Source organism: Amphritea sp. GJ51-11, assembly GCF_055808735.1.
In genome coordinates this window covers 2,885,350-2,912,283 of sequence record NZ_CM147881.1, presented here as the reverse complement: position 1 = coordinate 2,912,283, position 26,934 = coordinate 2,885,350, and the positions used below count along the sequence as shown (strand labels likewise).

22 protein-coding genes are annotated in these 26,934 nt (G+C 48.0%); 18 read left to right on the top strand and 4 right to left on the bottom strand.

Going from position 1 to position 26,934, the window contains the following annotated elements:
- The first annotated feature begins 20 nt into the window (after positions 1-20).
- The 11 genes from AC0L4K_RS13020 to AC0L4K_RS12970 all read left to right on the top strand — a co-directional run bounded on the left by AC0L4K_RS13020 (position 21) and on the right by AC0L4K_RS12970 (position 12,852).
- Positions 21-1,130, top strand: coding sequence for an FAD-binding oxidoreductase (locus AC0L4K_RS13020; RefSeq protein WP_473266550.1), 1,110 nt, complete (start codon positions 21-23; stop codon positions 1,128-1,130).
- A gap of 87 nt (positions 1,131-1,217) precedes the next feature.
- Positions 1,218-1,922, top strand: a complete 705-nt coding sequence (locus AC0L4K_RS13015; protein WP_473266548.1) for an AzlC family ABC transporter permease — start codon at positions 1,218-1,220, stop codon at positions 1,920-1,922.
- Positions 1,915-2,247: an AzlD domain-containing protein gene (locus tag AC0L4K_RS13010; protein ID WP_215951686.1), complete on the top strand. Its 333-nt coding sequence runs from the start codon at positions 1,915-1,917 to the stop codon at positions 2,245-2,247. The genes AC0L4K_RS13015 and AC0L4K_RS13010 overlap by 8 nt, the downstream gene beginning before the upstream one ends.
- Positions 2,248-2,376: 129 nt before the next feature.
- The gene (locus AC0L4K_RS13005) at positions 2,377-3,309 is read left to right on the top strand and encodes a pseudouridine synthase (protein ID WP_473266545.1); all 933 of its coding nucleotides are present in this window, start codon (positions 2,377-2,379) and stop codon (positions 3,307-3,309) included.
- A gap of 317 nt (positions 3,310-3,626) precedes the next feature.
- Positions 3,627-4,889: a serine hydroxymethyltransferase gene (gene glyA, locus AC0L4K_RS13000; protein WP_473266543.1), complete on the top strand. Its 1,263-nt coding sequence runs from the start codon at positions 3,627-3,629 to the stop codon at positions 4,887-4,889.
- 64 nt (positions 4,890-4,953) lie between these two features.
- Entirely contained in the window at positions 4,954-6,207 is a 1,254-nt protein-coding gene (locus AC0L4K_RS12995) for a sarcosine oxidase subunit beta family protein (protein ID WP_473266540.1), read from the top strand.
- A gap of 12 nt (positions 6,208-6,219) precedes the next feature.
- Complete coding sequence (locus tag AC0L4K_RS12990) at positions 6,220-6,504, top strand: sarcosine oxidase subunit delta (RefSeq protein ID WP_215951682.1); 285 nt, start codon at positions 6,220-6,222, stop codon at positions 6,502-6,504.
- A 13-nt stretch (positions 6,505-6,517) separates the two neighbouring features.
- Positions 6,518-9,535: a sarcosine oxidase subunit alpha family protein gene (locus AC0L4K_RS12985; RefSeq protein ID WP_473266538.1), complete on the top strand. Its 3,018-nt coding sequence runs from the start codon at positions 6,518-6,520 to the stop codon at positions 9,533-9,535.
- Entirely contained in the window at positions 9,528-10,199 is a 672-nt protein-coding gene (locus AC0L4K_RS12980) for a sarcosine oxidase subunit gamma (protein WP_473266536.1), read from the top strand. Before AC0L4K_RS12985 ends, AC0L4K_RS12980 begins: the two co-directional genes overlap by 8 nt.
- A 129-nt stretch (positions 10,200-10,328) precedes the next feature.
- Positions 10,329-11,201 carry a formyltetrahydrofolate deformylase gene (gene purU / locus AC0L4K_RS12975; protein ID WP_417224158.1) on the top strand — a complete coding sequence of 291 codons (873 nt, stop codon included), beginning with the start codon at positions 10,329-10,331 and terminating at the stop codon, positions 11,199-11,201.
- A gap of 271 nt (positions 11,202-11,472) precedes the next feature.
- Entirely contained in the window at positions 11,473-12,852 is a 1,380-nt protein-coding gene (locus AC0L4K_RS12970) for an L-serine ammonia-lyase (protein ID WP_417224156.1), read from the top strand.
- Between the two features lie 93 nt (positions 12,853-12,945).
- Here AC0L4K_RS12970 and AC0L4K_RS12965 read toward each other — a convergent pair whose 3' ends face one another.
- Positions 12,946-14,037 (bottom strand): GlxA family transcriptional regulator, encoded by a 1,092-nt coding sequence (locus AC0L4K_RS12965; RefSeq protein WP_417224154.1) that lies wholly within the window; start codon positions 14,035-14,037, stop codon positions 12,946-12,948.
- Between the two features lie 427 nt (positions 14,038-14,464).
- Here AC0L4K_RS12965 and dctP point away from each other — a divergent pair, with 427 nt between their 5' ends.
- The 3 genes from dctP to AC0L4K_RS12950 all read left to right on the top strand — a co-directional run bounded on the left by dctP (position 14,465) and on the right by AC0L4K_RS12950 (position 17,464).
- Entirely contained in the window at positions 14,465-15,472 is a 1,008-nt protein-coding gene (gene dctP, locus AC0L4K_RS12960) for a TRAP transporter substrate-binding protein DctP (protein WP_417224153.1), read from the top strand.
- A gap of 139 nt (positions 15,473-15,611) precedes the next feature.
- Positions 15,612-16,160 carry a TRAP transporter small permease gene (locus AC0L4K_RS12955; RefSeq protein ID WP_417224152.1) on the top strand — a complete coding sequence of 183 codons (549 nt, stop codon included), beginning with the start codon at positions 15,612-15,614 and terminating at the stop codon, positions 16,158-16,160.
- A 14-nt stretch (positions 16,161-16,174) separates the two neighbouring features.
- On the top strand, positions 16,175-17,464 hold the full coding sequence (locus AC0L4K_RS12950) for a TRAP transporter large permease (RefSeq protein WP_473266532.1): 1,290 nt from the start codon (positions 16,175-16,177) through the stop codon (positions 17,462-17,464).
- A 141-nt stretch (positions 17,465-17,605) separates the two neighbouring features.
- Here the strand turns inward: AC0L4K_RS12950 and AC0L4K_RS12945 are convergent, their stop codons facing one another.
- From AC0L4K_RS12945 to AC0L4K_RS12935, 3 genes are read right to left on the bottom strand one after another with little or no spacing between them, the layout of a single operon-like run.
- Positions 17,606-19,918, bottom strand: a complete 2,313-nt coding sequence (locus tag AC0L4K_RS12945; RefSeq protein ID WP_473266530.1) for an ATP-binding protein — start codon at positions 19,916-19,918, stop codon at positions 17,606-17,608.
- Entirely contained in the window at positions 19,915-20,709 is a 795-nt protein-coding gene (locus AC0L4K_RS12940; RefSeq protein WP_473266529.1) for a substrate-binding periplasmic protein, read from the bottom strand. The genes AC0L4K_RS12945 and AC0L4K_RS12940 overlap by 4 nt, the downstream gene beginning before the upstream one ends.
- The gene (locus AC0L4K_RS12935) at positions 20,706-21,434 is read right to left on the bottom strand and encodes a response regulator (protein ID WP_126159538.1); all 729 of its coding nucleotides are present in this window, start codon (positions 21,432-21,434) and stop codon (positions 20,706-20,708) included. Before AC0L4K_RS12935 ends, AC0L4K_RS12940 begins: the two co-directional genes overlap by 4 nt.
- Before the next feature lie 519 nt (positions 21,435-21,953).
- On the opposite strand from AC0L4K_RS12935, the gene gbdR reads away from it, so the two are divergent.
- From gbdR to AC0L4K_RS12915, 4 genes are all read left to right on the top strand, one after another.
- On the top strand, positions 21,954-23,093 hold the full coding sequence (gene gbdR, locus AC0L4K_RS12930) for a choline metabolism transcriptional regulator GbdR (protein WP_473266526.1): 1,140 nt from the start codon (positions 21,954-21,956) through the stop codon (positions 23,091-23,093).
- A 114-nt stretch (positions 23,094-23,207) separates the two neighbouring features.
- Positions 23,208-24,659 carry a diguanylate cyclase domain-containing protein gene (locus tag AC0L4K_RS12925; RefSeq protein ID WP_473266524.1) on the top strand — a complete coding sequence of 484 codons (1,452 nt, stop codon included), beginning with the start codon at positions 23,208-23,210 and terminating at the stop codon, positions 24,657-24,659.
- 150 nt (positions 24,660-24,809) lie between these two features.
- Complete coding sequence (locus AC0L4K_RS12920) at positions 24,810-25,844, top strand: phospholipase A (RefSeq protein ID WP_473266522.1); 1,035 nt, start codon at positions 24,810-24,812, stop codon at positions 25,842-25,844.
- Between the two features lie 308 nt (positions 25,845-26,152).
- Positions 26,153-26,857, top strand: coding sequence for a Stf0 family sulfotransferase (locus AC0L4K_RS12915; protein ID WP_473266520.1), 705 nt, complete (start codon positions 26,153-26,155; stop codon positions 26,855-26,857).
- Positions 26,858-26,934 lie beyond the last annotated feature (77 nt).

Genomic DNA, 26,934 nt, shown 5'->3' with positions numbered 1-26,934 from the left:
TAACTGGATGGGAGAAACTGATGAGTGAATTTAATACCAGTGATTTTATGAACCCAATGATGACTCAGACCTGGTCTAACGGTCGTCATCTGGTGCGTTGCGTTAAAGTGATTGCTGAAACCCATGACGTCACAACTTTTACCTTTGGTATGAATCAGCCGGTATTGTTTTTCTTTAAACCCGGTCAGTTTGTGACCCTAGAGCTGGAGATCGATGGCGAGCGTTTAATGCGTTCTTATACCATATCGAGTTCGCCATCGATCCCTTACAGTTTTTCGATTACGGTTAAAAAAGTACCGGGCGGTACCGTATCGAATTGGTTGCATGACAACCTGAAATCAGGTGATCAGGTCGCGATTCACGGCCCAGTAGGGCAATTTAATAGTATGGATTTCCCTGCCGATAAAGTGTTACTACTTTCCGGCGGTGTGGGGATTACGCCGGTGATGTCGATGGCACGCTGGTGGTTTGATACGGATTCTGAAGTCGATATGGTGTTCGCCCATAGCGCCCGAACACCAAAAGATATTATCTATGCCCGTGAGTTGGAATATATGAGCACACGGGTGGAAAACTTCCGTTTACATCTCATCAGTGCCCATACAGAAATAGGCCAAGTGTGGGGAGGCTATCGAGGTCATCTTAATCTACCGATGCTGAACTTGATTGCGCCGGATTTTCTGCAACGGGAGGTTTTTTGCTGTGGCCCTGAAGCTTACATGGCGGCGGTTAAAGCGATGTTGCAGGAGGCCGGTTTCGACATGGATCATTACCATGAAGAATCCTTTGGTGCGACCCCTGTTAAGGATGTCGAACGGGCCGAAAAACATGCTGATGAAGCTGAAGTTGAGGCGTTGGAGCCTAAAGACCTCGTTGAAGTGTGTTTCACCGATGCGGGCAAATCGACCTCCGTTGCTATTGGGGTCAATCTGAATGAAGCGGCAGCCGAGGCGGGTGTTAATATCGCTAAGGCTTGTGGTGTTGGTATCTGTGGTGCTTGCCGAGTGAGAGTGATCTCCGGCGAATATGATATGCAACAGAATGGTGGCATTACGGACGAGGAAATTGCTCAGGGATATGTTTTGTCTTGCTGTACTCAAGTACAGAGTAATATGGAAATTGATTACTAATTTCGTCATCTAGTGTAATAATCGCTACTTCAATACAGGGCTTCGGCCCTGTTTTTGCTTTAAGGTTTTTGCTTTAAGGGATTAAGTGTGAAGAACGATCGTAGACAGTTTTGGTTGGGCGTGCGGGATCTGCTGCCATTGATGTCAGGGGTGCTGCCGTTCGGTTTGATTACCGGCGCTACTGGGATGTCATTAGGTATGGACCCTGGGATGGTGGTGGGAATGACGGCGCTATTCTTTGCGGGATCTGCGCAATTGGCGGCTTATTCACTGATTCAAGACAATGCGCCATTCATTATTATCGTGGCGACTACGATGGTGATTAATCTGCGGTTTGCGATTTATAGCGCTTCTTTTGCCCCGATACTGGGGCCGTTGCCCAAACGCTACCGTTTTTCGTTAGCCTATATCTTATCGGATCAGGTCTATGGGCTTTGCTCAATGCCGGTGCAGATGGCTAAGAATCGCTCGGAACGGATTTGGTATTTAGCCGGGGTGGCATTAGCGCTCTACGTTACTTGGATGATATCGGTGATACTGGGGATCGTATTAGGCGCGGGGATTCCTGCCCATTGGTCGCTAGAATTTACTATTCCCTTGGCTTTTCTGGCGATGTTGGTCACCACCATTACGAGTCGTCTGCTATTGATGGTGGCCGTGCTCTCCGGCTGCTGTGCCATCGCTTTTCAGCTGTTGCCTTTTAATAGCGGCTTTATTGTTGCTGTGGTGGCAGGCGTGCTAGGGGGTTGGTTGTTACCGGGTTGGTTGAAAATGAGGGGGACCCATGAGTGATAACCTGCAACTCTGGTTACTGTTTGTGGCCGTTGGCTTGGGTACCTTTTTGATCCGGCTCTCTTTTATTCAATTTCATGGTAGTGCTGAGGCGCTGATCGCCCGCAGTAAGCATGTTTTAACGTTGTTACCTCCGGCGATTTTAGCCGCGCTCTGTATTCCGGCGATTGTTTTTACCCGTCCCCTAACGGCGTATCAGCCGGACTATTTTCAATGGATCGCTGCCCTTATCGCTATCTTAATTGCTCGGTTTAGCCGCAGTGTTTTTTGGCCCGTTGCGGGTGGCATGATCTGTCTGTGGTTATTGCGCTATCTGACCAGTTAGCACCGTTAGTCGTTGGCGTCTGTTGCTCGGAGGTGAATCGCAGCGATGGCGCGCATGTGAGTAGGGGTGGGTCTAGCGTTGAGTAGGGAGTTAAGTTGAACGTATATTATTCAGCCTTAGGGGGCGTGAATGGCTATTGCTAAATCGCCATCTAAATTAACTTTGCCGCAGGTTAATCCTGGGGTTGAGACGGTATTAGAGTATCTGATTAGCAAGTTTCCACAGGTCGATGCTCAGGTATGGCGACAACGGGCGATCGATGGCAAGTTGCATTGGCATGACGGCACGCTCATTCATTCAGAATCCCTCTACCGGCCTCAGCAGCGAGTGTATTATTATCGCGAGGTTGAGTGTGAACCGATTATTCCGTTTGCTGAAACCATCTTGTTTCAAGATGCGGATATTCTGGTGGCCTATAAACCGTCTTTTCTTCCGGTCACCCCCGGTGGTAAATATGTGAGTCAATGTCTGCAAAATCGGTTGCGCCAGACGACCGGCCTAAACAACCTACAGGCGGTACACCGGATCGATCGGGTGACGGCGGGGTTGGTGATCTTTTCGGTTAATCCGCAAACCTGTCACCTCTATCATCGGCTATTCGAGACCCGACAAGTCAATAAGACCTATCAAGCGATCGCTAAAATAGATCCGCAGGCTGATGAACCGCAGATCGGTCAACAATGGCAGGTGATCAATCGGTTGCAATCGTCACAGCCACGTTTTCTGATGACGGTTGTTGACGGCGAGCCGAACAGCCACTCCCGTATTCGCTGTATCGATCGCTGTCAGGATAAAGCGTTATTTGAACTAAACCCCGTGAGCGGTAAGACCCATCAACTGCGGGTGCATATGCAAACGCTGGGATGGCCTATCTTGCATGATCGTTATTACCCCAGCTTACAGCCTGAGTCTGCCGATAATCTTGCTCAGCCTTTGCAGCTCTTGGCACAACAGCTACGTTTTATCGACCCAGTGACACAGCAGCCTAGAGTGTTTCATAGTGGTTATGGCATGAACCCCGCCACTTGGCAGTTTGAACGCGAGCCGTTCACGATAGATTAACCTGTCGTATCAAATTCGGCGGTGCGGTACATCTCTATCGCTAGAGGATGTTTTCGGCCCGCCCCGTTCTTTTATCTTTGCGGGAATCCCTTATAAGGCCTTAGACTTGGGTCGCTAAAGTCACTTTTCTTTTCTCTGTCGTAATTGGACATTCCCGAGGCGTGTTCGAGCATAGCGCCTTTAAGCAGACCCGCTACTATCAATTTTAAGAAACCTAGTTCGGCTTTAATTTGCATGATGGCCATGCAGGGTATTCGCAGACATAACGATAAATTGATATTAAGGCTCGCCTGCTTTGGTCTGGCGTGGAGGTTCAGATGTTTAAGAAAGATGACTTGATCCAAGGGTATGATGACGTATTGTGGAATGCGATCTGTAACGAAGAAGTGCGTCAAGAAGATCATATCGAGTTGATCGCATCTGAGAACTATACCAGCCCTCGGGTAATGCAGGCGCAAGGCTCTGCTTTAACCAATAAATACGCCGAAGGTTATCCTGAAAAGCGTTATTACGGTGGTTGTGAATATGTTGATGTGGTCGAACAACTGGCGCTAGACCGTGCTAAAGAGCTGTTCGGTGCCGAATATGCCAATGTTCAGCCACACTCAGGCTCTCAAGCGAATGCTGCCGTTTATATGGCGTTGTGTGCTCCGGGCGATACGGTGCTAGGTATGAGCTTGGCCCACGGTGGCCACTTGACCCATGGTTCTCATGTTAACTTTTCCGGCAAGATCTATCATGCGGTTCAATATGGACTAAACGAAGCGACCGGCGAGATCGACTACGATGAAGTTGAACGTCTGGCGTTAGAGCACAAGCCGAAAATGATCGTTGCCGGTTTCTCGGCGTATTCACAGATTGTTGACTGGGCCCGTTTCCGTGAAATCGCGGATAAAGTCGGGGCTTATCTGTTTGTTGATATGGCTCACGTGGCTGGTTTAGTGGCGGCGGGTCTTTATCCAAACCCTGTACCGATTGCCGATGTCGTTACCACGACAACACACAAAACATTGCGTGGCCCCCGTGGCGGTTTGATTCTGTCCCGTGACAATGAGTTGGAAAAGAAACTGAACTCAGCGGTATTCCCCGGTGGCCAAGGCGGCCCACTGATGCACGTCATTGCAGCGAAAGCGGTCGCTTTTAAAGAAGCCTTAGAACCTGAATTTAAAGTCTACCAAGCGCAGGTGATCAAAAATGCCAGTGTGATGGCTGATGTATTGACCGAGCGTGGGTATGAAATTGTCTCCGGCGGTACTAAAAACCACCTATTCCTGTTGAGCCTGATCAAGCAGGGCCTGACGGGTAAAGATGCCGATGCAGCCCTGGGTCTTGCCAATATCACCGTTAATAAAAATGCGGTACCGGGCGATCCACAGTCACCGTTTGTAACCTCGGGTCTGCGTATCGGTTCTCCTGTGATTACCACCCGTGGCTTTAAAGAAGAGCAGTGCCGCGTACTCGCCGGCTGGATCGCTGATCTGCTCGATGTACTGAGTCAGCCTGAAGCGCTGGAAGCCAAAATCACTGAAGTGAAACAGCAGGTTAAGGCGTTGTGCGCTGAATACCCGGTTTATAAGTAATGATTTAAACACCCGGCGGCCCCTGTTTGAGTGACTGGCCGCCCATTAAATTGGAGCTGATGTTATGCAGAAATATTCAGGTTTCGGGCTGTTTAAACACAGTCTGACGCATCATGAAAACTGGCAGCGCGTGTGGCGCAACCCTACGCCAAAGAAAAAATATGACGTGATTATCATCGGTGGTGGTGGCCATGGTTTGGCGACCGCCTATTATTTGGCGAAAGAGCACGGTATCACCAATGTGGCGGTGCTCGAAAAAGGTCATCTGGGTGGCGGTAACGCCTGTCGTAATACCACGATTGTACGTTCTAACTATCTGTGGGATGAGTCTGCTGCACTGTATGAACATTCCATGCAGCTGTGGGAAGGCTTGGCGCAAGAACTGAACTATAACGTGATGTTCTCTCAGCGGGGCGTTTATCATACCTGTCACACCTTACAGGATATGCGCAGCAACGAGCGTTTGGTCGCGGCTAACCGTTTGCAGGGTATCGACAACGAAATGGTAGATGCCGAACAGCTGCAAAAAGAGATTCCCTCGCTAGATTGCTCTAAAAATGCCCGCTATCCCATTATGGGTGCTTCGGTTCAGCGTCGTGCCGGTAACGCACGTCATGATGCGGTGGCTTGGGGCTATGCCCGTGCCGCAGATGCTTTAGGTGTCGATCTGATTCAAAGCTGTGAAGTGGTCGATATGGAGATCAGTGACGGCAAAATCACCGGTGTTAAAACCAAGCAGTACGGTGTACTGAAAGCCGATCGTGTCGGTTGTGTTGTCGCGGGTAACAGTGGCGTACTGGCGAAAATGGCTGGTTTCGAACTGCCGGTTGAATCTCATCCGCTACAGGCGTTGGTGTCTGAACCGATCAAACCCTTCCTTGATACCGTAGTGATGTCCAACCATGTGCATGGTTATATGAGTCAGTCTGATAAGGGTGACTTGGTTATCGGTGCCGGTATTGATGGCTGGGTCGGTTATGGTCAGCGCGGTTCTTACGGCATTATCGAACATACCATTCAAGCGATTGTGGAAATGTTCCCTTGCACTAGCCGAGTACGCATGAACCGCCAGTGGGGCGGTATCGTCGATGCGTGCCCAGATGCGAGCCCGATTATTTCTGAAACACCGATTAAGAACCTGTTCTTCAACTGTGGTTGGGGAACTGGCGGATTTAAAGGGACGCCGGGTTCTGGCAATCTGTTTGCACATACCTTGGCTGATGGTAAGCCACATCCGATTGCTGAACCTTTCTCCATGCAGCGCTTCCATACCGGAGCATTGATCGATGAACATGGCGCTGCCGGCGTCGCACACTAACAGGGGCTTAACATGTTACATATTTACTGCCCGCATTGTGCGGAATACCGTGAAGAAGATGAGTTTCACTGCGCTGGTCAGGCACATATCGCCCGCCCGCTAGATCCAGAAGCTTGTTCTGACCAGGAGTGGGGTGAGTATCTGTTTTTCCGTAAGAACCCACGGGGTCTTCATCATGAATTATGGGTGCACGCGGCCGGTTGTCGGAAGTTTTTCAATATGACTCGCGATACCCAGAGCTACGAAATTAAAGAAGTCTACAAGATCGGCGAACAGCCATCTGTAGTCGCTGAGTAACAGGAGCGGAATCATGACACAGCAGAACCGCCTCAGTAGCGGAGGTCGTATTGACCGTTCCACACCGCTAACGTTTACCTACAACGGTAAACAGTATAAAGGCTTTAAGGGTGATACGCTGGCATCAGCGATGCTGGCAAATGGCATCGACGTGGTCGCCCGTAGTTTTAAATATAGCCGTCCTCGCGGCATCGTTGCCTGTGGTGCAGAAGAGCCGAATGCGGTCCTGCAACTGGGTGCGACTGAAGCGACACAGGTACCTAATGTACGCGCCACACAGCAGGAGCTGTTTGATGGCTTAGTGTCAGCATCAACCAATGGTTGGCCGAGTGTTGATACCGATGTGATGGGTATGATCGGTAAAATGGGTGGCAATATGATGCCACCGGGTTTCTATTACAAAACCTTCATGTTCCCTGAATCCCTGTGGGATACCTACGAATCTATGATTCGTAAAGCCGCCGGTATTGGCCGTGCACCCCGGGAAAGAGATCCCGATACTTATGACAGCATCAATCAGCACTGCGATGTGATGATTGTCGGTGCCGGGCCTGCCGGTTTGGCCGCTGCATTGACCGCTGCACGTGGTGGTGCTCGGGTGATTATTGCCGATGAGCAGAATGAGTTTGGTGGTAGCCTGCTAAATAGCACAGAACAGCTTGATGGCAAGCCTGCCGCTGAGTGGGTTCGTGCCGTGGTTGAAGAACTCAGCACTTACGATGATGTTTTGCTGTTGCCGCGTTCAACGGTAAACGGTTATCACGATCATAACTTCCTCACCGTTCATGAGCGTCGTACTGATCATTTGGCGGATATCGCCCCTGTTAATACGGTTCGTCAACGGATTCACCGGGTACGGGCTAAATGGGTTGTACTGGCAACCGGCGCCCATGAACGTCCTCTGGTGTATGCCAATAATGATGTGCCTGGCTGCATGATTACCGGTGCGGTATCAGCTTATATCAACCGTTATGGCGTCGTCCCGGGTAACGAGTTGGTGGTGATGACCACCAACGATTATGGTTATCAAGCGGCGTTAGATTGGGCTGATGCAGGGCGTAAAGTTGTCGCTATTGTTGATACCCGTGAAGCGGCGGTCGGTGATCGTACTGAAGCGGCGCGTCAGCGTGGTCTCAATATTATTTCTGGCTCTGCAGTTATTGAAGTGCAGGGGACTAAACGTGTAACTGGTGTATCGGTCGCAGGGTTGAGTGCTAGTGGCGCGAAAGTGATCGGTTCCGTGACGAAGCTTAAAGCCGACACAGTAGCAACGTCTGGCGGTTGGAGTCCGGTTATTCACCTGTCTTGTCATACCGGTAGTCGCCCTGTTTGGAGTGATTCCGTCGTCGGTTTCCTGCCGGGACCGACTGTGCAGAAACAACTGACCGCGGGTGGCATTAATGGCCAGTATGAAACGGCGATCGCTTTACAAGAAGGCTTAGATGCCGGTCAGAAAGCGTTAGCTGAAGTAGGCCTAGCGGCTGCTGATGTGGTTCTACCCGAAGCGAAAACCCTGAAAGTCGCTGCACCGATGAGCTTGTTCCATATTCCTCATATAAAACCGACCTCTCAGGCACCTAAGCAGTTTGTCGATTATCAAACCGATGTGACGGCGGCGGGTATTGAAATCGCTTGCCGCGAAGGTTTTGAAGCGATCGAGCACGTGAAACGTTATACCGCGATGGGTTTTGGTACCGATCAGGGTAAGCTGGGTAACATCAACGGCATGGCGGTTGCGGCCAAAGCGCTAAATAAGTCGATTCCTGAAACCGGCACCACCGTCTTCCGTCCAAACTATACGCCGATTGCGTTCGGTGCGATTATTGGCCGTAACTGCGGAGCGCTATTTGAACCTGAACGTTACACAGCGATGCACAAATGGCACGTCGAGAAAGGCGCCATGTTTGAGGATGTCGGCCAATGGAAACGTCCATGGTACTACCCGCAGAAAGGTGAAAGCATGCAGCAGTCACTTAATCGTGAGTGTATGGCAGTGCGTAATTCTGTTGGTATTTTGGATGCATCAACTCTCGGTAAGATCGATATTCAGGGTAAAGATGCGCGTGAATTCCTCGGTCGTGTTTACTCGAATGCTTGGGCTAAGCTGGCCGTCGGTAAATGTCGTTATGGCCTGATGTGTGGCGAAGACGGCATGGTGTTTGACGATGGTGTGACCGCTTGTCTCGGTGAAAACCACTTTGTCATGACTACCACAACCGGCGGTGCGGCACATGTGTATGAATGGTTGGAAATTTACCATCAGACTGAATGGCCAGAGCTGGAAGTTTACTTCAACACCGTCACCGATCATTGGTCTACTGCGACAATCACCGGCCCTAACAGCCGTAAGTTGTTGGAAGAGTTGACTGACTTTGATGTGAGTAATGACAACTTCCGTTATATGGATTGGAAACAGATTACCGTGGCGGGTGTTCCTGCTCGGGTATTCCGTATCTCCTTTACCGGCGAGCTGTCGTTTGAGATCAACGTGCAGGCGAACTACGGCATGGCTGTATGGGAGCAACTAATCGAAGCGGGAGCTAAATATGGTCTGACGCCTTACGGTACAGAAACCATGCACATCCTGCGTGCCGAGAAAGGCTTTATCATTGCCGGTCAGGATACCGATGGTTCGGTTCATCCTTATGATCTGGGTATGGGTTGGTGCGTCTCTAACCAGAAACCGTTCAGCTATATTGGTAAGCGGGGCATGAATCGTTCGGATTGCACTCGTGCTAATCGGAAACAGTTAGTAGGTCTGAAAACCAAAGATCCTCGGCAGGTGATTCCGGAAGGCTCCGCCGCGGTATTGGATCCTAATGGGCCTAAGCCGCTGGAAATCCAAGGGCATATTAGTTCCAGTTATTGGAGTGAAACATTGGGTCATTCGATCGCCATGGGCTTTATCAAAGGCGGTCTCGATAAAATGGGTGAAACGGTGTATTACCCATTGGCCGATGGCAGTGTGATTGAAGCTGAAATTTGCAGCCCGATCTTCTTTGATCCGAAAGGGGAGCGTCAAAATGTCTGATCTAAATAACATGACGGCTGCAGAGAGTGCAGCCACCAAAGCCGCGGTGATGAATCAGGTACCGGGTCCTGAAATTGAGGGACAGTCGCCATTGCATCATGCGGATTTTGCCAGCCTTGCGAAGCAGGGGCCTAAAACGGGCGGTGTCCATCTGCGTGAGCTTAAGCTGTTGGGTCACTTGACGCTGCGTTGCAATCCCGCTAATGCTGATCAGTTAGCCGCGGTGGAGCGTGTATTGGGGGTAGCGTTACCGCTACAACCATTGACCTCTACCGAAAACGGTAATTACTCGATTCGTTGGATGTCACCGGATGAGTGGTTGATTCTGGTGCCGGGGTTAGAAACCTTCGACATTGAAACAAAGTTCCGTGATGAGATGCCTGATCACTATTCGCTGGTTAACAGCAGCGGTGGTTCAACGGTATTAGAGCTGTCCGGTGAGAATGCGGTGGAGTTGTTGAAAAAAGCCACATCGGTTGATCTGCATGCTAAATCGTTTCCGGTGGGTAAGGTGGTGTCTACGCTGTTTGCTAAAAGCACCGCGACCATTCGCCGTACCGGTGAACAACGCTTTGAGCTGGTGATTCGTCGCTCGTTTTCAGACTATATCTGGCTCTGGATTCAAGACGCTAGCCTTGAGTTTGGTCTAGTCGTTGAAGCCTAACACTCGACTGGTTTAACTGAGTAAAAGCCAGTCCTGAAAGGGGCTGGCTTTGTTTGTTTACTCGGGTGTTTACTTGATAAACACATGAAAATGTTTCTTTCGCGTTATACAACAGATCAGGAGTCTTTTATGACAACGATAACAAAATCAAAACCCTGGATCTTTACTGCAAGCTGTCCAAGTATGTTGGGCACCGTGGACGTAGTCACCCGCTTTATGGCGGAGTCGGGCTACTATGTTGATGAGATTCATTCATTTGATGACCGCGTGTCTAAGCAATTTTTTATCCGTATTGAGTTTCAGCCCATTAGTGATGACTTTAGTGAGGCTAAATTCGATGCTGAGTTCGCCCCGCGAGCCACTGAGTTTGGCATGGAGTGGACGCTAACTCGACCTGACCACCGCCCTCGGGTGGCGATTATGGTATCCAAATATGATCACTGTCTTAACGATCTACTGTACCGTTATCGTACCGGCCAGTTGAATATCGAAGTGCCAGTGATTATCTCTAACCACCCGGATCTTGAGTCGCTGGCACAGTGGCATGATATTCCGTATTACCACCTGCCGATTACGCCGGAGACCAAGCCGGAACAGGAAGCTGAGATTGTTAAGCTGCTGGAAGAGTATGATATTGAACTGACCGTATTAGCCCGTTATATGCAGGTGCTCTCGCCTTGGATGTGCGACAAGCTAAACGGTAAAGCGATCAATATCCACCACTCACTGCTGCCGGGCTTTAAAGGCGCTAGACCCTACCATCAAGCTTGGGAAAAAGGCGTGAAGATGGTTGGGGCAACCGCGCACTATGTCAACAATGATCTCGATGAAGGGCCTATCATTACCCAAGGTATTCAGACCGTTGATCATGCACTCTATGCGGAAGATCTGATCTCTAAAGGGCAGGATGTTGAGCGGGTGACACTGTTTAACGCTATCCGTTATCACATTGAAAAACGCGTGTTTCTTAATGGTGGCCGTACGGTGGTGTTTTCTAGCTAGAGGTTAACGTTTATCGCGTTACTCAGCATTTCCCCTGTTGAGTAATGTATCCTTTTCGAGGTTCGTCGGGATTACTTCTTCCAGAGAGGTATGAGTGTGTGGCTCATCCTGGCCAACCTCTTTTTCTTTGCTGTTGTTACTGACATAAACTGATATAAAACGCTGTTGGAAAATATCAGGTCGTAAACTGACATACAGCTACACTGATATCAGCCCATAATGGTTTCTTTTAAGTATAAATACAGCGCACAGAATGCGCGGTGGAGCCTCTATGTCTATCTCTGTTTTTGATCTTTTTAAAATAGGCGTTGGTCCGTCCAGTTCCCATACCGTTGGCCCGATGGTCGCCGCGGCTAACTTTGCGGAGCATTTAGCACAGCAGGGCTTGGCATCTGCTGTAGTCCATATTCAGGTTGATCTGTATGGCTCACTAAGTGCTACCGGTATTGGGCATGGCACGGATAACTCTGTGATTGTCGGTTTGATGGGGGAGCGTCCTGCGACCATTAATCCGGAGATGATTCTACCCGCTATCGTTGCGTTGAAAGAGAGCAATACACTTCAACTGCTGGGACAATACCCCATCGAGTTTATCTGGCAGCGAGATATGAATCTGCTAGAAGAAAACCTACCCTATCATCCGAATGCCATGCGTCTAAGTGCCTTTGGTGTCGATGAAGCGCTGCTGTATGACAATGTTTATTACTCTGTTGGCGGTGGGTTTGTGATTGACGAAAGCGAGGCAACGGCCGATGCGCATCTGGTGCCGCAAGTCGATCTACCCTATGAGTTTAATAATGCCGTAGAGCTGCTAAAGCTTTGTGAAGAGAATCATTTCTCGGTCAGTCAGTTGATGATGGAGAACGAAAAGGTTTGGCGTACAGAGCGGGAGATCCGTGATGGCCTGATGGATATCTGGGCGGCGATGAAAGACTGTATCGCCAATGGTCTGCATAGCGAGGGCATTCTACCGGGTGGTTTAAACGTTAAGCGTCGGGCAATGAGTTTGCATAAATCACTGATCCGCTCGACTAAACCCAATATTATCTCGTCTACATTGGGGGCGATGGATTGGATTAATCTGTATGCGTTAGCGGTGAATGAAGAGAATGCCGCCGGTGGTCGTATGGTGACTGCACCCACCAATGGCGCAGCGGGCATTCTACCGGCTGTGTTGATGTACTACACCGAGTTTACCCCGCACTCCACCGAAGAAAATGTCGTTGATTTTATGCTAGCCGCCGCTGCGATTGGGGCGTTGTGCAAAAAAAATGCCTCGATCTCGGGTGCCGAGGTGGGTTGTCAGGGCGAGGTGGGTTCTGCCTGTGCCATGGCTGCTGCGGGCTTATGTGAAGTACTTGGCGGTACCCCAGAGCAGGTTGAAAATGCCGCTGAGATTGGTCTTGAGCATAACCTAGGGCTGACCTGTGATCCCGTGGGCGGTTTAGTGCAAGTGCCTTGCATTGAACGTAACGCGATTGGTGCGATGAAGTCGATCAATGCCGCTCAGATGGCTTTGCGTGGGGATGGTAAACACTTTATCTCTCTGGATAAGGTGATTAGAACCATGCGGGATACCGGCATGGATATGCAGGACAAATATAAAGAAACCTCGCGGGGAGGACTGGCGGTTAACGCGATTGAGTGTTGATTGGTAGTGAGTGTTGTTTAATACCACCAATTAAAACGCCCCTAAGGCATTGAAGTTTTAGGGGCGTTTTAGTTGATACGCTGCTAATCGATGTCAATCACCTAGGTTAACGGCTGCCTTTGGCATCATGGTTGTTACGCCATGACTGCGTTTGGCTTGTTCCCGTGCATGACTCGGGGAGGCACCGAAATAGTCTTTGTAACAATTACTGAAATGGCTGGTGCTGACAAAACCACTGGCTAGCGCAATATTGGTGATTGATTCATTGCTCTGTAAGAGTAAACGACGAGCATGGGTAATGCGCAGCTCTAAATAGTAACGTCCCGGCGATGTCTCTAGGTGATTCTGGAATAAACGCTCGATTTGTCGACGTGAGATGCCGGTACAAGCGGCTAACTCTTCAACGCTCATCGGCTCTTCAATATTAGCCGCCATTAACGCCATAATATCGCGTAAGTTTTGCGGCAAACAGGGGTTGTCCCCTGGCTGATTAATTCGCACATGGCTACTTTCTGAGAGCTGATCACAACTGATAATCTCGCGAATAGCGCGGGTGATATCCTTGCCCCGCAGTTGGCTGATCAACTGTAACATCATCCCCATTGCACTCATCGGTCCAGCACTGCTAAGGCGTTTTCCTTCGATGATGCTCACCTGTTCACTGACCTTCACCTTTGGAAACTGTTCGCGCATATAGGCATGATTATCTGGGTGTAAAGCACAGCTTAACTGATCTAATAATCCGGCATGAGCCAACGCAATCGCGCCATTCCAAAGGCCGCCAATCAATCGGTCTTGGCTATCGGCTAACTTAAGTAGGCGGGTGAGGGTAGCATCCGGTTGGGTTGAACAACGGTAACCACCGCAGATAATCAACAGGTCGGGTAGTGGCTGGTTAATCAGGGTGCTGAGCGACCCCTGAGAGGTTATCTCGATGCCAAGGTCACTCAACACCGGAGAGGTTTCAGCAGCATAGGTTTGATAGTGAAATAACGGTGTCGTACAGACGAGGTTAGCGGTGACCAGTGTATCGACCGCGGCGGTAAAGCTGGCGAGAGAGAAGTGCTGTTGAAGAATAAAACCAACTTCTACGGTGGCTTCATCCTGTCTGTCTGGTGGCAGAAAAGCACTGTTCGTATCACGCATCAGTGCACTAAAATGTCGTTTGTCTTTTATGATGGTCATGGCTTAACTCTTTTATTATGTCTGTGTTATATCAGCTTTATCCTCGTGGTGATAATTAGATGATGTGTTTTTTTTCTAATAGTGTAAAAGATTGTAAATAGATGTTAATAGCTATTTATTTGATAGATTTATACTGTGAATCTCATTGTTATTTGTAATATTTATATAACTGTTGTTGGGTTGATTTAGCCGTTTAGGTCGTCTAGGAATAGTTTTGTTTTTTTTGGTTTACATTTGTTTTTATGAATAAATTTCATGCATTTTTTGTGGTTTTTTAGGGGCTTTTTAACTGAGTTTTAACCCTGTATAAAATAGATGTTCGTTTTTTAAAAGACTGATTAAGGCCGACGATAAATTGATGGCTTTTTTGATGTCTATGTTAATTAATACATAAAAATAACCTGCTTATAAAAACGCGGAGACCACAATGAAAAAAATCAATAGTCGCTATAGCTTAAAATCAGTTATCGCCTCCAGCCTAGTATTAGGCGCTGTATTGGCGACACCTGTTGCCTCTGCTACCACCCTGCGTATTGCTAGTCAGCACGCGCCCGATCAATATGCATCGCAAGTATTACGTCAGATTAAAGCCGACTTGGAAGGTGCCGGCGTTGATTTGAAAATCAAACTCTATCCGGCAGGTCAGCTTGGCTCTGGTGAGCAACTGATCGGTGAAGCAGTACGTGGCAGTATCGATATTGTTCACTCATTTGTTTATAGCCATAAAGACCCCGTGTTGGAGATTAACTCGCTGCCATATCTGGTATCTAACTACGATGAAATGGAGAAGGTATTTAGCCCCGGTTCTAATTTCTACGGTATATTCGATCAGCGTATGGATAAGATGGGCTTGAAATTGCTGGGCGTGACGGCCGAAGGCTTTATCGGTGTGATGTCCTCTTCTATGCCGGAGAACTATACAACCATCGGCCCTAAAGGCCAGAATATCCGTGTGTGGAGTGCTCAGTCTGCTAAGTTAGCCACTAAAGATATGGGTTATAACACCACTACCATCGATTGGGGTGATGCGTTTCCTGCGATTCAACAGGGCGTGGTTGACGGCATGATTGGTGCAACACCTGAAGCCGCTTACACAACCTTTAAAGAAGCGATAGAAAACTATATTCCTTACAACGCCTTTGTTGAAAACTACGCTTATTATGCCAGTAAGAAAACTTGGGAGAAAAAGCTAAACGAAGAGCAGCGTAGAGTGATTACCGAAGTGTTTGCCAAAGCAGCAGCAGGCTTTGTTGACTGGAGCCGTGAAAACGATGCCGCTAACCTGAAAAAGCTTGAAGAGTTTGGCGTTAAGATCTTACCGCTGACCGATGCTGAACGAAGTGCGATTGCCACTGAAATTCGTGCTAAAACTTGGCCTAAACTGGAAGATCGATTAGGTAAAGATATCTTAGAAAAAGTAAAAGCCGACCTGTAAGTTTTACTCTTGACTCTCCGCCTTACAGTGGGGAGTGTTACGTCGATACTATTTAATATTCTTATTAATACATATGAAAAAATGTTTTTAAAAGAATTTTACCTGTCGTCGATATATTCAAAAATAAGAGTGTAATTTTATGCATCTAAATATACCTCGCCCATTGGGCTCGTTGGTCAATGTGATGATCCGTTGCCAAGGATATATATTAGCAGCGGCCAGTTTGATCATGGCTTTTGTCTTTTTCTTTGTCGTCATCCTTCGTTATTGGTTTCAGGCTGATCTGTTTGCCTACGAAGAATGGGTGTTAATGATCGCCTTCTGGGTTTATTTCCTAGGGGGAGCAATGGGTAGTTATGAAAACACCCATGTAAAAGCCGATTTTTTGCTATCGGTGATCGACAATGTGCGTACTAAATGGATTGTTGTGAACTGTACGCTGCTCTTGGAAATCATGATTGGTATCGTCCTCTGTTACTGGGGCTGGCTGATGTTGTGGGAAGAGATTAGTGCTTACCCAGATTGGCAACGTACCACCGGACTGGAACTGCCTTTTTTTATTCCTAAGCTAGGCATCTTTCTGGGTTTTGTCCTGATGTCATTCTACAGCGCGTTGCATCTTTGGAGCGGTTTACGGGATGGACCAACCGAAGAATGGGCTTCGGACGAAGCGCCACCCCATATCTAATTTAGGTATTCCTTATGTTGATTTTACTGACACTTTTAGTGATCTGTGTTGCTTTGGCGGTGGGTATTCCCGTCCCTTTCGCCTTTGGCTTGGCATTGATCTACATGTCTATGACCGGTGATCATGATCCGGCTGGTTTTCTGACGTCCGGTCACTGGCGTATGAATGTTCTAGTGCTACTGGCTATTCCGCTGTTTATTATGGCGGGTACTATTATGGAACGGGGTAAGATTGCTGAGCCCCTTGTTGAGTTGGCTGAGTTGTTTGTCGGTCGTTTCAAAGGCGGTATTGCTTATACTGCGGTGGGTGCGAGTGCCATTTTCGGCTCGATTGCTGGTAGTGCGACGGCTACGCTCACCTGTATCGGCAGCATTATGATGCCGCAACTACGCAAAGCCAACTATCCGGAAGGGCTATCAGCGGCGTTGATCACCAATGCTGCACCATTGGGTTTGTTAATTCCTCCCAGTGCTATTCAGATTATCTATGCGTGGGTCACTCGGCAATCGGTACTCAAGTGCTTTTTAGCGACGATTATTCCGGGTCTGATTTTGGTGTTCCTGCTCTGCGTTGTTAACTACGTGCTGTTACGTAAACACAAAGATATTAAAGTGCTGCCAAAATCCGATAACTTCACTAAAGAGGTGGCCAAGAAAACCCGTTTTGCCTTTCCTGCTCTGTTGATGCCGTTTATGATTTTGGGCGGTATTTACGGTGGTATCATGACGCCGACTGAAGCGGCAGGTATCGCAGTCGTATATGCTATCCCAGTAGGTTTCTTTATCTACCGTGGTTTGAATATAGCTAACTTTAAAGAAGCATTAGTACAGTCAGCGACCACCACCGGTGTGGTGATGGTGATGTTCTTTATGGTGATGATTGTCAGCCGTCTGCTGATTTTTGAAGATATCCCTGATCTAGCTAAAGAGCTGATCTTCTCCGTATCGGATAATCCTATAATTGTGCTGATTATGATCAACGTGGTGATGATTCTGATTGGTATGTTGATGGATGATGTCAGCGGTGTACTGCTCGCATCGCCGTTGCTATTCCCGATCGTAGTTGAGTTGGGTATTGATCCGATTCAGTTTGCGGCGATTGTTGGGGTGAATCTAGGTATGGGTAATATCACACCGCCGACTGCGCCACTTCTTTATCTCGGCTCTCGGGTTACAGGTGTTAGAGTCAGTGCGATGCTCAAACCGACACTGATTATGATTCTGTTTGCCTGGATTCCAACACTGATTATCACTACGTATATTCCACAGGTATCACTCTTTCTACCGGAGATGCTCTTTGGTTAATCGTTCCCGTTAGGCCATGGGCCATGAGAGCAAAACAAAAGCCCCTAAGTGTTTAACTTAGGGGCTTTTTTGTAGGTTTTTAAGACTGATGGGGTTTAGGCATCAATAGACTAGCGGGATACAGGAGGAGTAAGTGCTTAGTTAAGCTTTCCACTGTTGCGCTAGTTTGAGGGTATCCGCCATCACCTGCTGGAGTGTTTCGAGGAATGAAGGGAGTGCTATGTCACCGTTTTCAGCCAGTTCCTCAAGCTGTCGGAGTAGATGACTAGCATGGGTAAAACCGATGGTGTCGCAAGCCCCTGCGAGCTTATGTGCCTGCTGCGAAATTTCATAGTCGTCCTCGGCTTGCAGGCTTTGTTGCAGTGTCGGCCAGAGATCACAGTGGACTTTGCAATAGCCCTGCATCAGAGTGGCGAGTTTTTCCGGTCCGAGCATCTGTTGGTGAACCTGAATAACAGCCTGATCGAGTAACGGTTGTGTCTCTGTTGGTGTTGGCGCGACGGTAATCTGTTGCCCGCCTGAAATCGCGTCGAGTAGTTGTTTTTTGCGTACAGGTTTAGCGATGACACTACTAATACCTGCTTCAAGATAACGATGGATATCTTCCGGCCTGACGCTGGCGGTTAAGGCGATGATGCGGGTATGGTAATTAATACAGTCGGGGTCGTTATTGAGTCGGCCGCTGACTTCCAGACCGCTGAGTCCCGGTAGGTGCATGTCCATGAGAATAAGGTCAAAATGTTGACTCCGGCCAAGCTCGAGGGCTTTGATACCATCGCTGACGATTGTTACCTGATGGGGAGTGTCAGCCAATAATCCCAGTACGACCTGTTGATTGATATCGACATCTTCAACCATTAGGATATGTAACCCTGTATTGTCTTGCCATACAGGTTCGGTTGTCGCGACTGAAGTTCTCTGCGTTGCGATCGGCAGATCTAATTCAAACCAAAAGGTACTGCCCGTGCCCACGTTACTGGAGACTCCAATCTCTCCTCCGAGATGCTCTGCCAACTCCTTACAGATGGCCAAGCCTAAGCCGGTTCCCCCAAAACGACGGGTAATGGTTTCATCGGCCTGGGTGAAACGATCAAAAATATGTTGTTGTAGTTCGGGTTCAATCCCAATACCTGAATCGCGGATACTGAATTTGATGCGTTGTTGGTTCGCGTCCTGAGAAACTAATTTTGCGCTCAGGATAACATCGCCCTGGTCGGTAAATTTGATAGCATTGCTGAGTAGGTTGGTGATGATCTGTCGTAGGCTGCTCTCTTCAGTATAAAACTGTTCGGCAATGTCATGGCCGTATTTTAACTGGAGGTTGAGTTGTTTACGGTTCGCCTCGGGGGTTAGCAGGGCGGTTAGGTTATGCAGTAAGTGTTTGAGAGAAAAGTGAGACGGACTGATGCTGTAAGCGCCTTCAACTAATCGGCCATATTCGAGGATATTATTAAAGGTTTCCAGCAGTGCATTAGTGGCATCGAAGAGTACCTGTATATGTTGCTGCTGACTCGGATTTAGGGCGGAGCTTTCTAACAGTTGAATCATTCCTAACATGCCGTTCATAGGCGTGCGGATTTCATGGCTCATCGTTGAAAGGAAACGGGATTTTGCATTGCTGGCTTCTTCGGCCGCCTCTTTCGCTTGCAATAGGCTAGCGGTGCGTCGTTCAACCATCGTTTGCAGTTGATCTCGGTTGTAGCGAAGTTCTCGCTGTTCCTGTTCGCGGTGATCAATCTCTTGACGAATAGACTGACGCATCTCATTCAGGGCGGTGACTAGCTGATCTAATTCGTCACTACTGCTGGGCGGTTGTCGGTCGAGGGTAAGGCTGTGCTCTAGTTGTCCGGCACCGATATCTCGGCTGTAGTTGGCCATCGCTTCCAAGTGGCGCGTGATCTGCCGATGAAAGATGATCAATATGACCAGTACAATCAGGATGACCAAGAGGGTCTGAGTAAGCAGAATGCTAAAGCCTCGGCTCCAGATCCCTTGGTAGACGGCTCTTAGGTCGAAGCTAACTTCTAACTGTCCAAGTTTGCGCTGTTGTTCTGGCGTCTGGTGAATGAGATCAAAGCTTTGAGTTTGTAATGGGCTGTCGGACAAGAGATCAGCGTCCCCTTCGCTGATAGATTCGCCGGTATCGGTATTTTTAAGCACTAAGTAGCTAACATCTGGGAGGTTATGTATTCCTTTGAGTTGCAGTGCGATTTGCGCATGGTCCACATCCCAAAGACTTTTCGCCAGACTGGCAAGGTAACTGCTGCGAATCAGCTGTACCTGTTGATCAATGGCGCGAAACTCACGGCGATAATCGAGGGTCAGTTGTAGGGCGGTGGAAAAGAGGATGAATAAAAAGCTGCAGCTACAGACATATAACATAATGCGGTATCCCAGAGGGTGTTGACTGGAATAGCGGGTTATTTTCGGTATCAGCCCTTTAGGCTGGATCATTGATTGGGCTCCGTGGCTATTTGGTCGAGATATTGCAGGCTATATTGATTGGTTAATCGTTTGATTGTGCCATTTTGGTGCAGCTCTTTTAATCGATCGTTGATAAAGGGTAGGTGCTTTTGCAAACCACTATTCTTACCGACTGCCAGAAAGTAGAGCTCGGTGCTAACTTTTTCTTCCAGCGGCATGATCAGCTCATGAAAACCCATTTTTCGACTTTGTAGGCGGCCACTGAGCAAACCGATCGGCATAAAATCGATTCTTTGGTGGACAAGTTTGTCAAAGTTCTGTCGATTACGGGACACATACTCAATACGGGTGTTATTTAATAGGAATTGGTCTAGTTCCTCGCCAAAACTATCACCGAGAAGCAAGCCGGTCACCTTCCCCCGTAAATCATCGAGACTGGTATACACGATTGGGTTTTGACGGTTAACAAACAGGGTGATGGGGTCGGCAATCACGGGTACACGGCTAAACCAGAGATAAGAGTCTCGGCTAGGAATATGATAGGCGGCGACCACGATATCTGCATTACCCTGTTGCACTTCCAGTAGACAGCGTTTCCAGTTATAGCCTGCTCTTAGCTCCACCCGGTAACCCAATTCAGCAAAGAGTTGCTGAGTTACCGTGGGGGCAAGTCCCATTAAGCGTTTATCGTTAATCCAAGAGACCGGTGGATAAAAGGGGTGGCCGCAGGCTTTTAGGGTGCGACTATGACTGTTGGAGGGTAATAGCACTAGTACCGCGCTTAGTAACACGCTCAGTAATATCGACCCACGATACATCATGACATATCGACAGGCTTGGGCGTGAATAGGTAGCCGGTACCGTGCACCGTTAGTATCGTTCTGGGGTTAGCGGGATCGTCATTGAGTTTGCGTCGCAGCCGACCAATGAGCACATCAACGGTACGATCACTGGGAATCCATTCGCGATTGCGGATCTGTTCCAATATCTGTACCCGGCTCATCACTTTACCGGCGTTAACCATCAGTGTGTTGAGCAGTTGAAATTCGCCTTCGGTCAGCTGTGTCGTCTGTTGTTGCTCATCAATCAGTTGACGTCGGTCTAGGTTTAATTTCCAGCGATCGAAACTTTTAAAGCTATGGGGGAGGGAATCGGTGGGTTTCTGATCAGTGCAGTGGCGCACCCGACGTACGAGGTTTTTCGTGCGGGCAAGGATTTCACGGGGGTTGAAGGGTTTGGTGACATACTCATCGGCGCCGCACTCTAAACCGATTAAACGGTCGACCTCATCCTGTCGGCCCGTGACTAGGATAATACCAACTTCGGTACTGACTCTGAGTTCTCGGGTGAGGGTGAGGCCATCTTTGCCGGGTAGGCGGATATCTAACAGCAAGACGTCGATCGCTTCGCTGCGAAGAATCGCTTCAGCTTGTTCGGCCGTGTCTGCGGTAAACACATTGTAGCCTTCTTCTTCGAAATAACTTCTCAGGCAGTGCCGGGTTAGCTCTTCATCGTCGACTACAAGAATGCGGGCATCTGTGCTCATAAAAGCGTATTTTCCTCAGCACCGGTATATGGGTAATACCTCTGTGCCTGATTGTTTTTATAATCTCTCGGGTAAAGATGAACTCGTGCCCTGAAAGTAGTGCTTTTTAGGGGGTGTTGGCAAGTCTGTTTACATATTGTTTACAAGGTTTTACATGTTTAGACTTTTAAAACGGTGCAAATGAGTCCAGAGAGGCCGGTTGTGAAAGGATCAAGGGGGCAGCACTATGGCTTTAGCATTATGGGTGAATTAGAGTCGTTTGTTAGACTGCGCTGATTAGCGCAATCATTAGCGACACCTATTTACAGTGGACTGTAGTGGATAAAGTGTTCTCATTCCCCGCAATTGATGGTAAAAATGAGCTTAGGCCGATATAAGAGATCCGATGTCTTTTAGGGCTGTATTTTAGACCGTCTTTTACGACTAGGCATAGCGCCTTTTTGGCTTGGCTGTTTCAAATGACTTCATGAATAACCTAGTTAACAATGTCACACAACTGATGTAGGTGCGTGTCTCCTTATGATCGATGAAGTGAACGGTAGCCAGTCCCGTGCTATCGGTTTTCTGCTATTAGATAATTTCACCATGATCTCGTTGGCGTCGGCGGTTGAAGCGCTGCGGATGGCGAATCAGTTGAGCGGCGAAGCGTTATATTATTGGCATACTCTGACGTTGGATGGTCAGCCGGTGAGCGCCAGTGATGGGATCACCATCACGCCAGATATGAGTGTCTCATCTTGCCCCGTATTTGATACCGTGATCGTTGCCGGTGGTTTGGATGTGACACGGGCTTATGGGCCAGAGCACATCAGTTGGTTACAACTGGTGGCCCGTCAAGGCACTAAACTCGGGGCGATCTGTACCGGTAGCTATCTATTAGGTGATGCCGGTTTATTGGATGGTTATGAATGTAGCGCTCACTGGGAATATCTTGCCGCGTTGCAGGAAGCGTTTCCCCGGGTGAAGTGTTCTAACCGCCTATTCAGTTTTGATCGTGACCGGATGACCTGTACCGGTGGCACAGTGCCGCTGGATATGATGCTGAACATGATCAAGCTAGAGCATGGCTATCAGCTCTCGACCGCGATCTCCGAGATGTTTATTTGTGATCGTATTCGCGACGAGAGTGATCAGCAAAAGGTTCCGTTACAGCATGTGCTCGGGACGACCCAGCCAAAGCTGCTGGAAATCGTGGCATTGATGGAAGCGAATATTGAAGAAGTGATCGAGATGGATGAGCTAGCTGGTTATGTCAATCTGTCTCGCCGGCAGATGGAGCGGTTGTTTCAGAAATACCTCGAATGCTCTCCCTCACGCTACTATCTGCGCCTAAGGTTGCTCCGCGCCAGACAACTGTTGAAACAAAGCACACTGTCGATTATTGATATTGCTGCCGCCTGCGGTTTTGTTTCCAGCCCGCATTTCAGTAAATGCTATCGTGAACAGATGGGGATTCCTCCCCGAGAAGAACGCGCCATGCTGCGCCAGCAGGATGGAAAAATCATCGACGATGCCGGTATAAAGCCGCTTAATGCGCAGAATCCAAGTACTGTTGATGAGCTGCCTGCTCGAGAAACACCACGGGATAACTTGTCTATCGCGCGTACTGAGTCCACTTTTGGCTCGGTTAACCTTGGTGATAAAAAAGAGTCAAAATAGCTTATATCACTTGATCTCCGTGCGTAGTTTAACGGCTAGTGATTCAAGTACACTTGTAGGCACAAGCCAATGGTGTCGTAATGATGTATTGGTATAAAGCCTTGGGTACTTTTTATGACCAAGATCGTTGTTCACTCGGACCGCGGACAACTCATTCGTGCGCTGTTTGATGAGTATATCGAGCTTTACGCTGCTCGCGATGATCGTTTAACTAGCCTTTTTAGCGACGACTTCAGTGGCTATGCGGGGGGCGGTACAACGCTAATCACTGATCGTGATGAGTGGGTCAAAATCACCCGGCAAGACTTTGCTGAGGTCTCTGGGCGAATACATATCGACCTGCTGGATATTGCCATACAGGATTTGAGCGAGACGGTTGTCGCGGTGACCGCTTTTTTCAATATTCAACTGCCGATTCCCGAACATATTTTATCCCATGAAGTGGCACGATTAGTGTTGATCTTTCGCCTTGAAGGTAAGGCGTGGAAAATTGTCCATAGTGGCATCTCCATTCCCTATCATTTAGTGCAGGGTAGCGAAGTTTATCCACTCACTAATCTGTCAAAGCGTAATCGGGCACTGGAAGCCTTGGTTGAACAACGGACTCGAGAGTTAAATGAACGGGAGTCTTTCTATCGACTGCTAACGGAAGATGCGATGGATGTTATCTGGCGTACGGATAGGGAGCTTCGCATCACCTATATCAGCCCCTCCGATAAGTTCCATCGAGGCTTTAAGGCCGAGGAGGTGATTGGGCATCATGTGTTTGAGCTATTCAGTCAAGAGGGCGTGGCCATCGTCACCGAGGTTCTTCGCCAACGACAGCAAGCTGAGCGTGAGGGTCATGTTGAGGGTTTTGCTCAATTTGAGGCCCCCCATCGCTGTAAGGATGGCAGCGTTATTTGGGGTGAGGTGTTTTCAAACACCGTATTGGACGAGCAGGGGCATATTACCGGCTTTCATGGCATTACGCGGGAAATTACCCAACGTAAGCAGATGGAGGACCAGATCCGACAGTTGGCATTTTATGACACACTCACCCAACTTCCTAATCGTCGTTTACTGATTGATCGCCTGACTCAAGCGCAACTTGCTAGCCAACGCACGGGTCACTATAGCGCCTTAATGTTTGTCGATCTGGATAACTTTAAACCGCTCAATGATCAACAAGGGCATTTTGTGGGTGACCTGTTGCTTATTGAGGCGGCTAATCGATTAACGGCCAGTGTGCGTGAGATGGATTCGGTGGCTCGTTTTGGCGGTGATGAGTTTATCGTGCTATTGGGTGATCTCGTGGCGGATCGCGAGACCTCTACCGTATATGCTAAGAGGGTTGCTGAAAAAATACGTGTTAGGCTAGCCGAACTGTACCAGTTGCATGTGAGTCGTGAGAATGAAGCTGAGATATGGGTTGAGCATCATTGCTCAGCCAGTATTGGGGTGTTTGTTTTTCTCGGTCACGAGACTGGGGTGGATGACATTCTAAAATGTGCCGATAAAGCGATGTATCAGGCAAAAGAAGCGGGGCGTAATACCTTTCACTGCTATGCCGATGCACTAGGGTAAAAAGTAACCTGGCGGGGCTAGTAGAGCACCTCGTGGTCCATCGGTCGGCAGTGGCGTTTATAATTTGGGTTTCAGTTTGGCGAAGATTCCAATAAGCTTCTCACTACGTTAGGTAACGCACTGTTTAGTCTAAGGCGAGACAATATTTCGATGAAAATGGTTTTAAGCATATTGGTGGCAAGCTTAGTCCAGTTGCCTTGGCAGAGTGCAACGGCTGCTGATGCACTGACGCAGTGTCTGCAAGAGCAGCTAGCGCATGCGGCGGATGATCAGACAGTAGGACAACTCAAAGCCGTATGTCAACGATCGCTCGATGATCAGGATAATGGCTTAGTGTCTGCTGGTTCAGTATTCGGCGATACTTCGCTTGCCGGGGAAAATCCAGAATCAGCGGTGCAAAATCGGTTAGAGATTGAAGCGCACTATGAAGACTCGATGTTTAGTCTTATTCCCCATAACCCAAACTATATTATCGTCAGTCATAACTTTGCTGAGCCGAATGACGAGCCGTTTAAAAACGCTTTCCCTAATCGCGATATCAACCTTGAACCCTTGGAAACTAAGTTTCAGATCAGTGTGAAAGTCCCTTTGGCTAAAGGGCTATGGGATGGAAATGGGGATCTGTATGCAGCCTATACAGGGCGGTTTTTCTGGCAGCAGTTTAATAAAAGTAGCTCGTCACCGTTTCGTGAAACCGATCATGAACCGGAGCTGTGGATCGCCTTTAATAATGATGCTGAGTTATGGGACTTTCGTAATTCACTCATCATGGCGGGTTTAGTCCACCAGTCTAACGGTCAGGCGGGGTCGCTATCTCGCAGCTGGAACCGAGTCTATGCTAATTTTATTATTGAAAAAGGGAATGCCTATTTTTCGTTTAAACCTTGGATCCGTTTATCTGAAGACTTCGACGATGATGATAATCCTGATATTGAAGATTATATGGGCAACTTTGAACTGACCGGTATTTATAAATGGGGCACACACTCCTTTAGTTTGAAAACCCGTCATAATCTCAATTTTAGCGATAGCCATGGTGCGGCTGAATTGGGCTGGACCTTCCCGTTAACGGATAACCTGAGTGGCTATGTACAGTGGTTCAATGGTTATGGTGAAAGCTTGATAGACTATAACGCTTACTCGAATAGCCTAGGTGTCGGGGTTAAACTAAGCGATTGGTTGTGATCATTCTGGACGAGCTTTGCTGAAGGTTCGCCGCTGTAACTATTAGCAAGGCTTTTGTATCCCTACACGCTCCTAAACCGTTTATCAGTGTTACTGTTATGAAGGTTATTACGAGCTGGTTATTAGTGTTGGAGGTACAAAATATTGTATCAGGAAGAAAAGTCACTAATAACAATGGAGAGCGTGTTGCAACGCTTGATCTAATTATTTCAGATATGCTTTAATCATTCCCATAAATAATGACTTTTTAGCATGTTTTTTGCTCACTATTGTGAAAAGTTTTTGTTTGATATTTACTTGGTGAGAAAATGGACATACTAAAGCGAAACCTGTCTTTTCAAAAGTTTGTTATCATCTGCAAAGGACGAACGGGTTCTTCTATGTTGACGAGAATGCTCGATTCACATTCTCAGATAAAATGTAAAGGCGAGATTTTAAAAGATCCGGATAGTGAGCCTAGAGATGAAATAAATAATATCTATTCACCTCAGTATCGGCATGTTAAAGCTGTTGGTTTTAAGTTGCACTACAATCACCCTGGTGGTGCGAATCACGATATCACTTGGGACCTTATTAAAGCTGATTCTGATATTAAAATAATACACTTGCATCGCCGCAATGTTTTGAGGTCGCATGTTTCCGAAATTATATCCCAAAAAACAAGGGTTTTTCAGCTAAAGAGTGAGGCAAAAAGGCCTGATATTTCTACTAGGAAGATAGGTTTAAGTATCGATGAGGTGGTAAATCTATCAAATTTATACGAGCACCGAAGGTCGCGCTACAATGAGTTGTTTTCAGATCATGAGGTGCTAGAAATCTTCTACGAAGATCTTGTTGATCCCTTATCATCAGTACAACGAAAAATAACCGATTTTCTTTCGGTTGATACAAAAAAAATGAGAGCCAATACATCGATTATGAATCCTGAAAGCTTGGGTGATCTAATTACAAACTTCACTGAAGTTGAAGAGGCGCTTAAGTCCACTGAGATGGAATGGATGCTGTATTCATAAAAATAGTTGGCCTGAAGTTTAATTGATTGATAGCGCCTTTGAAATTCTACAGTTCTTAAAAAAGGAATAGTTAAATA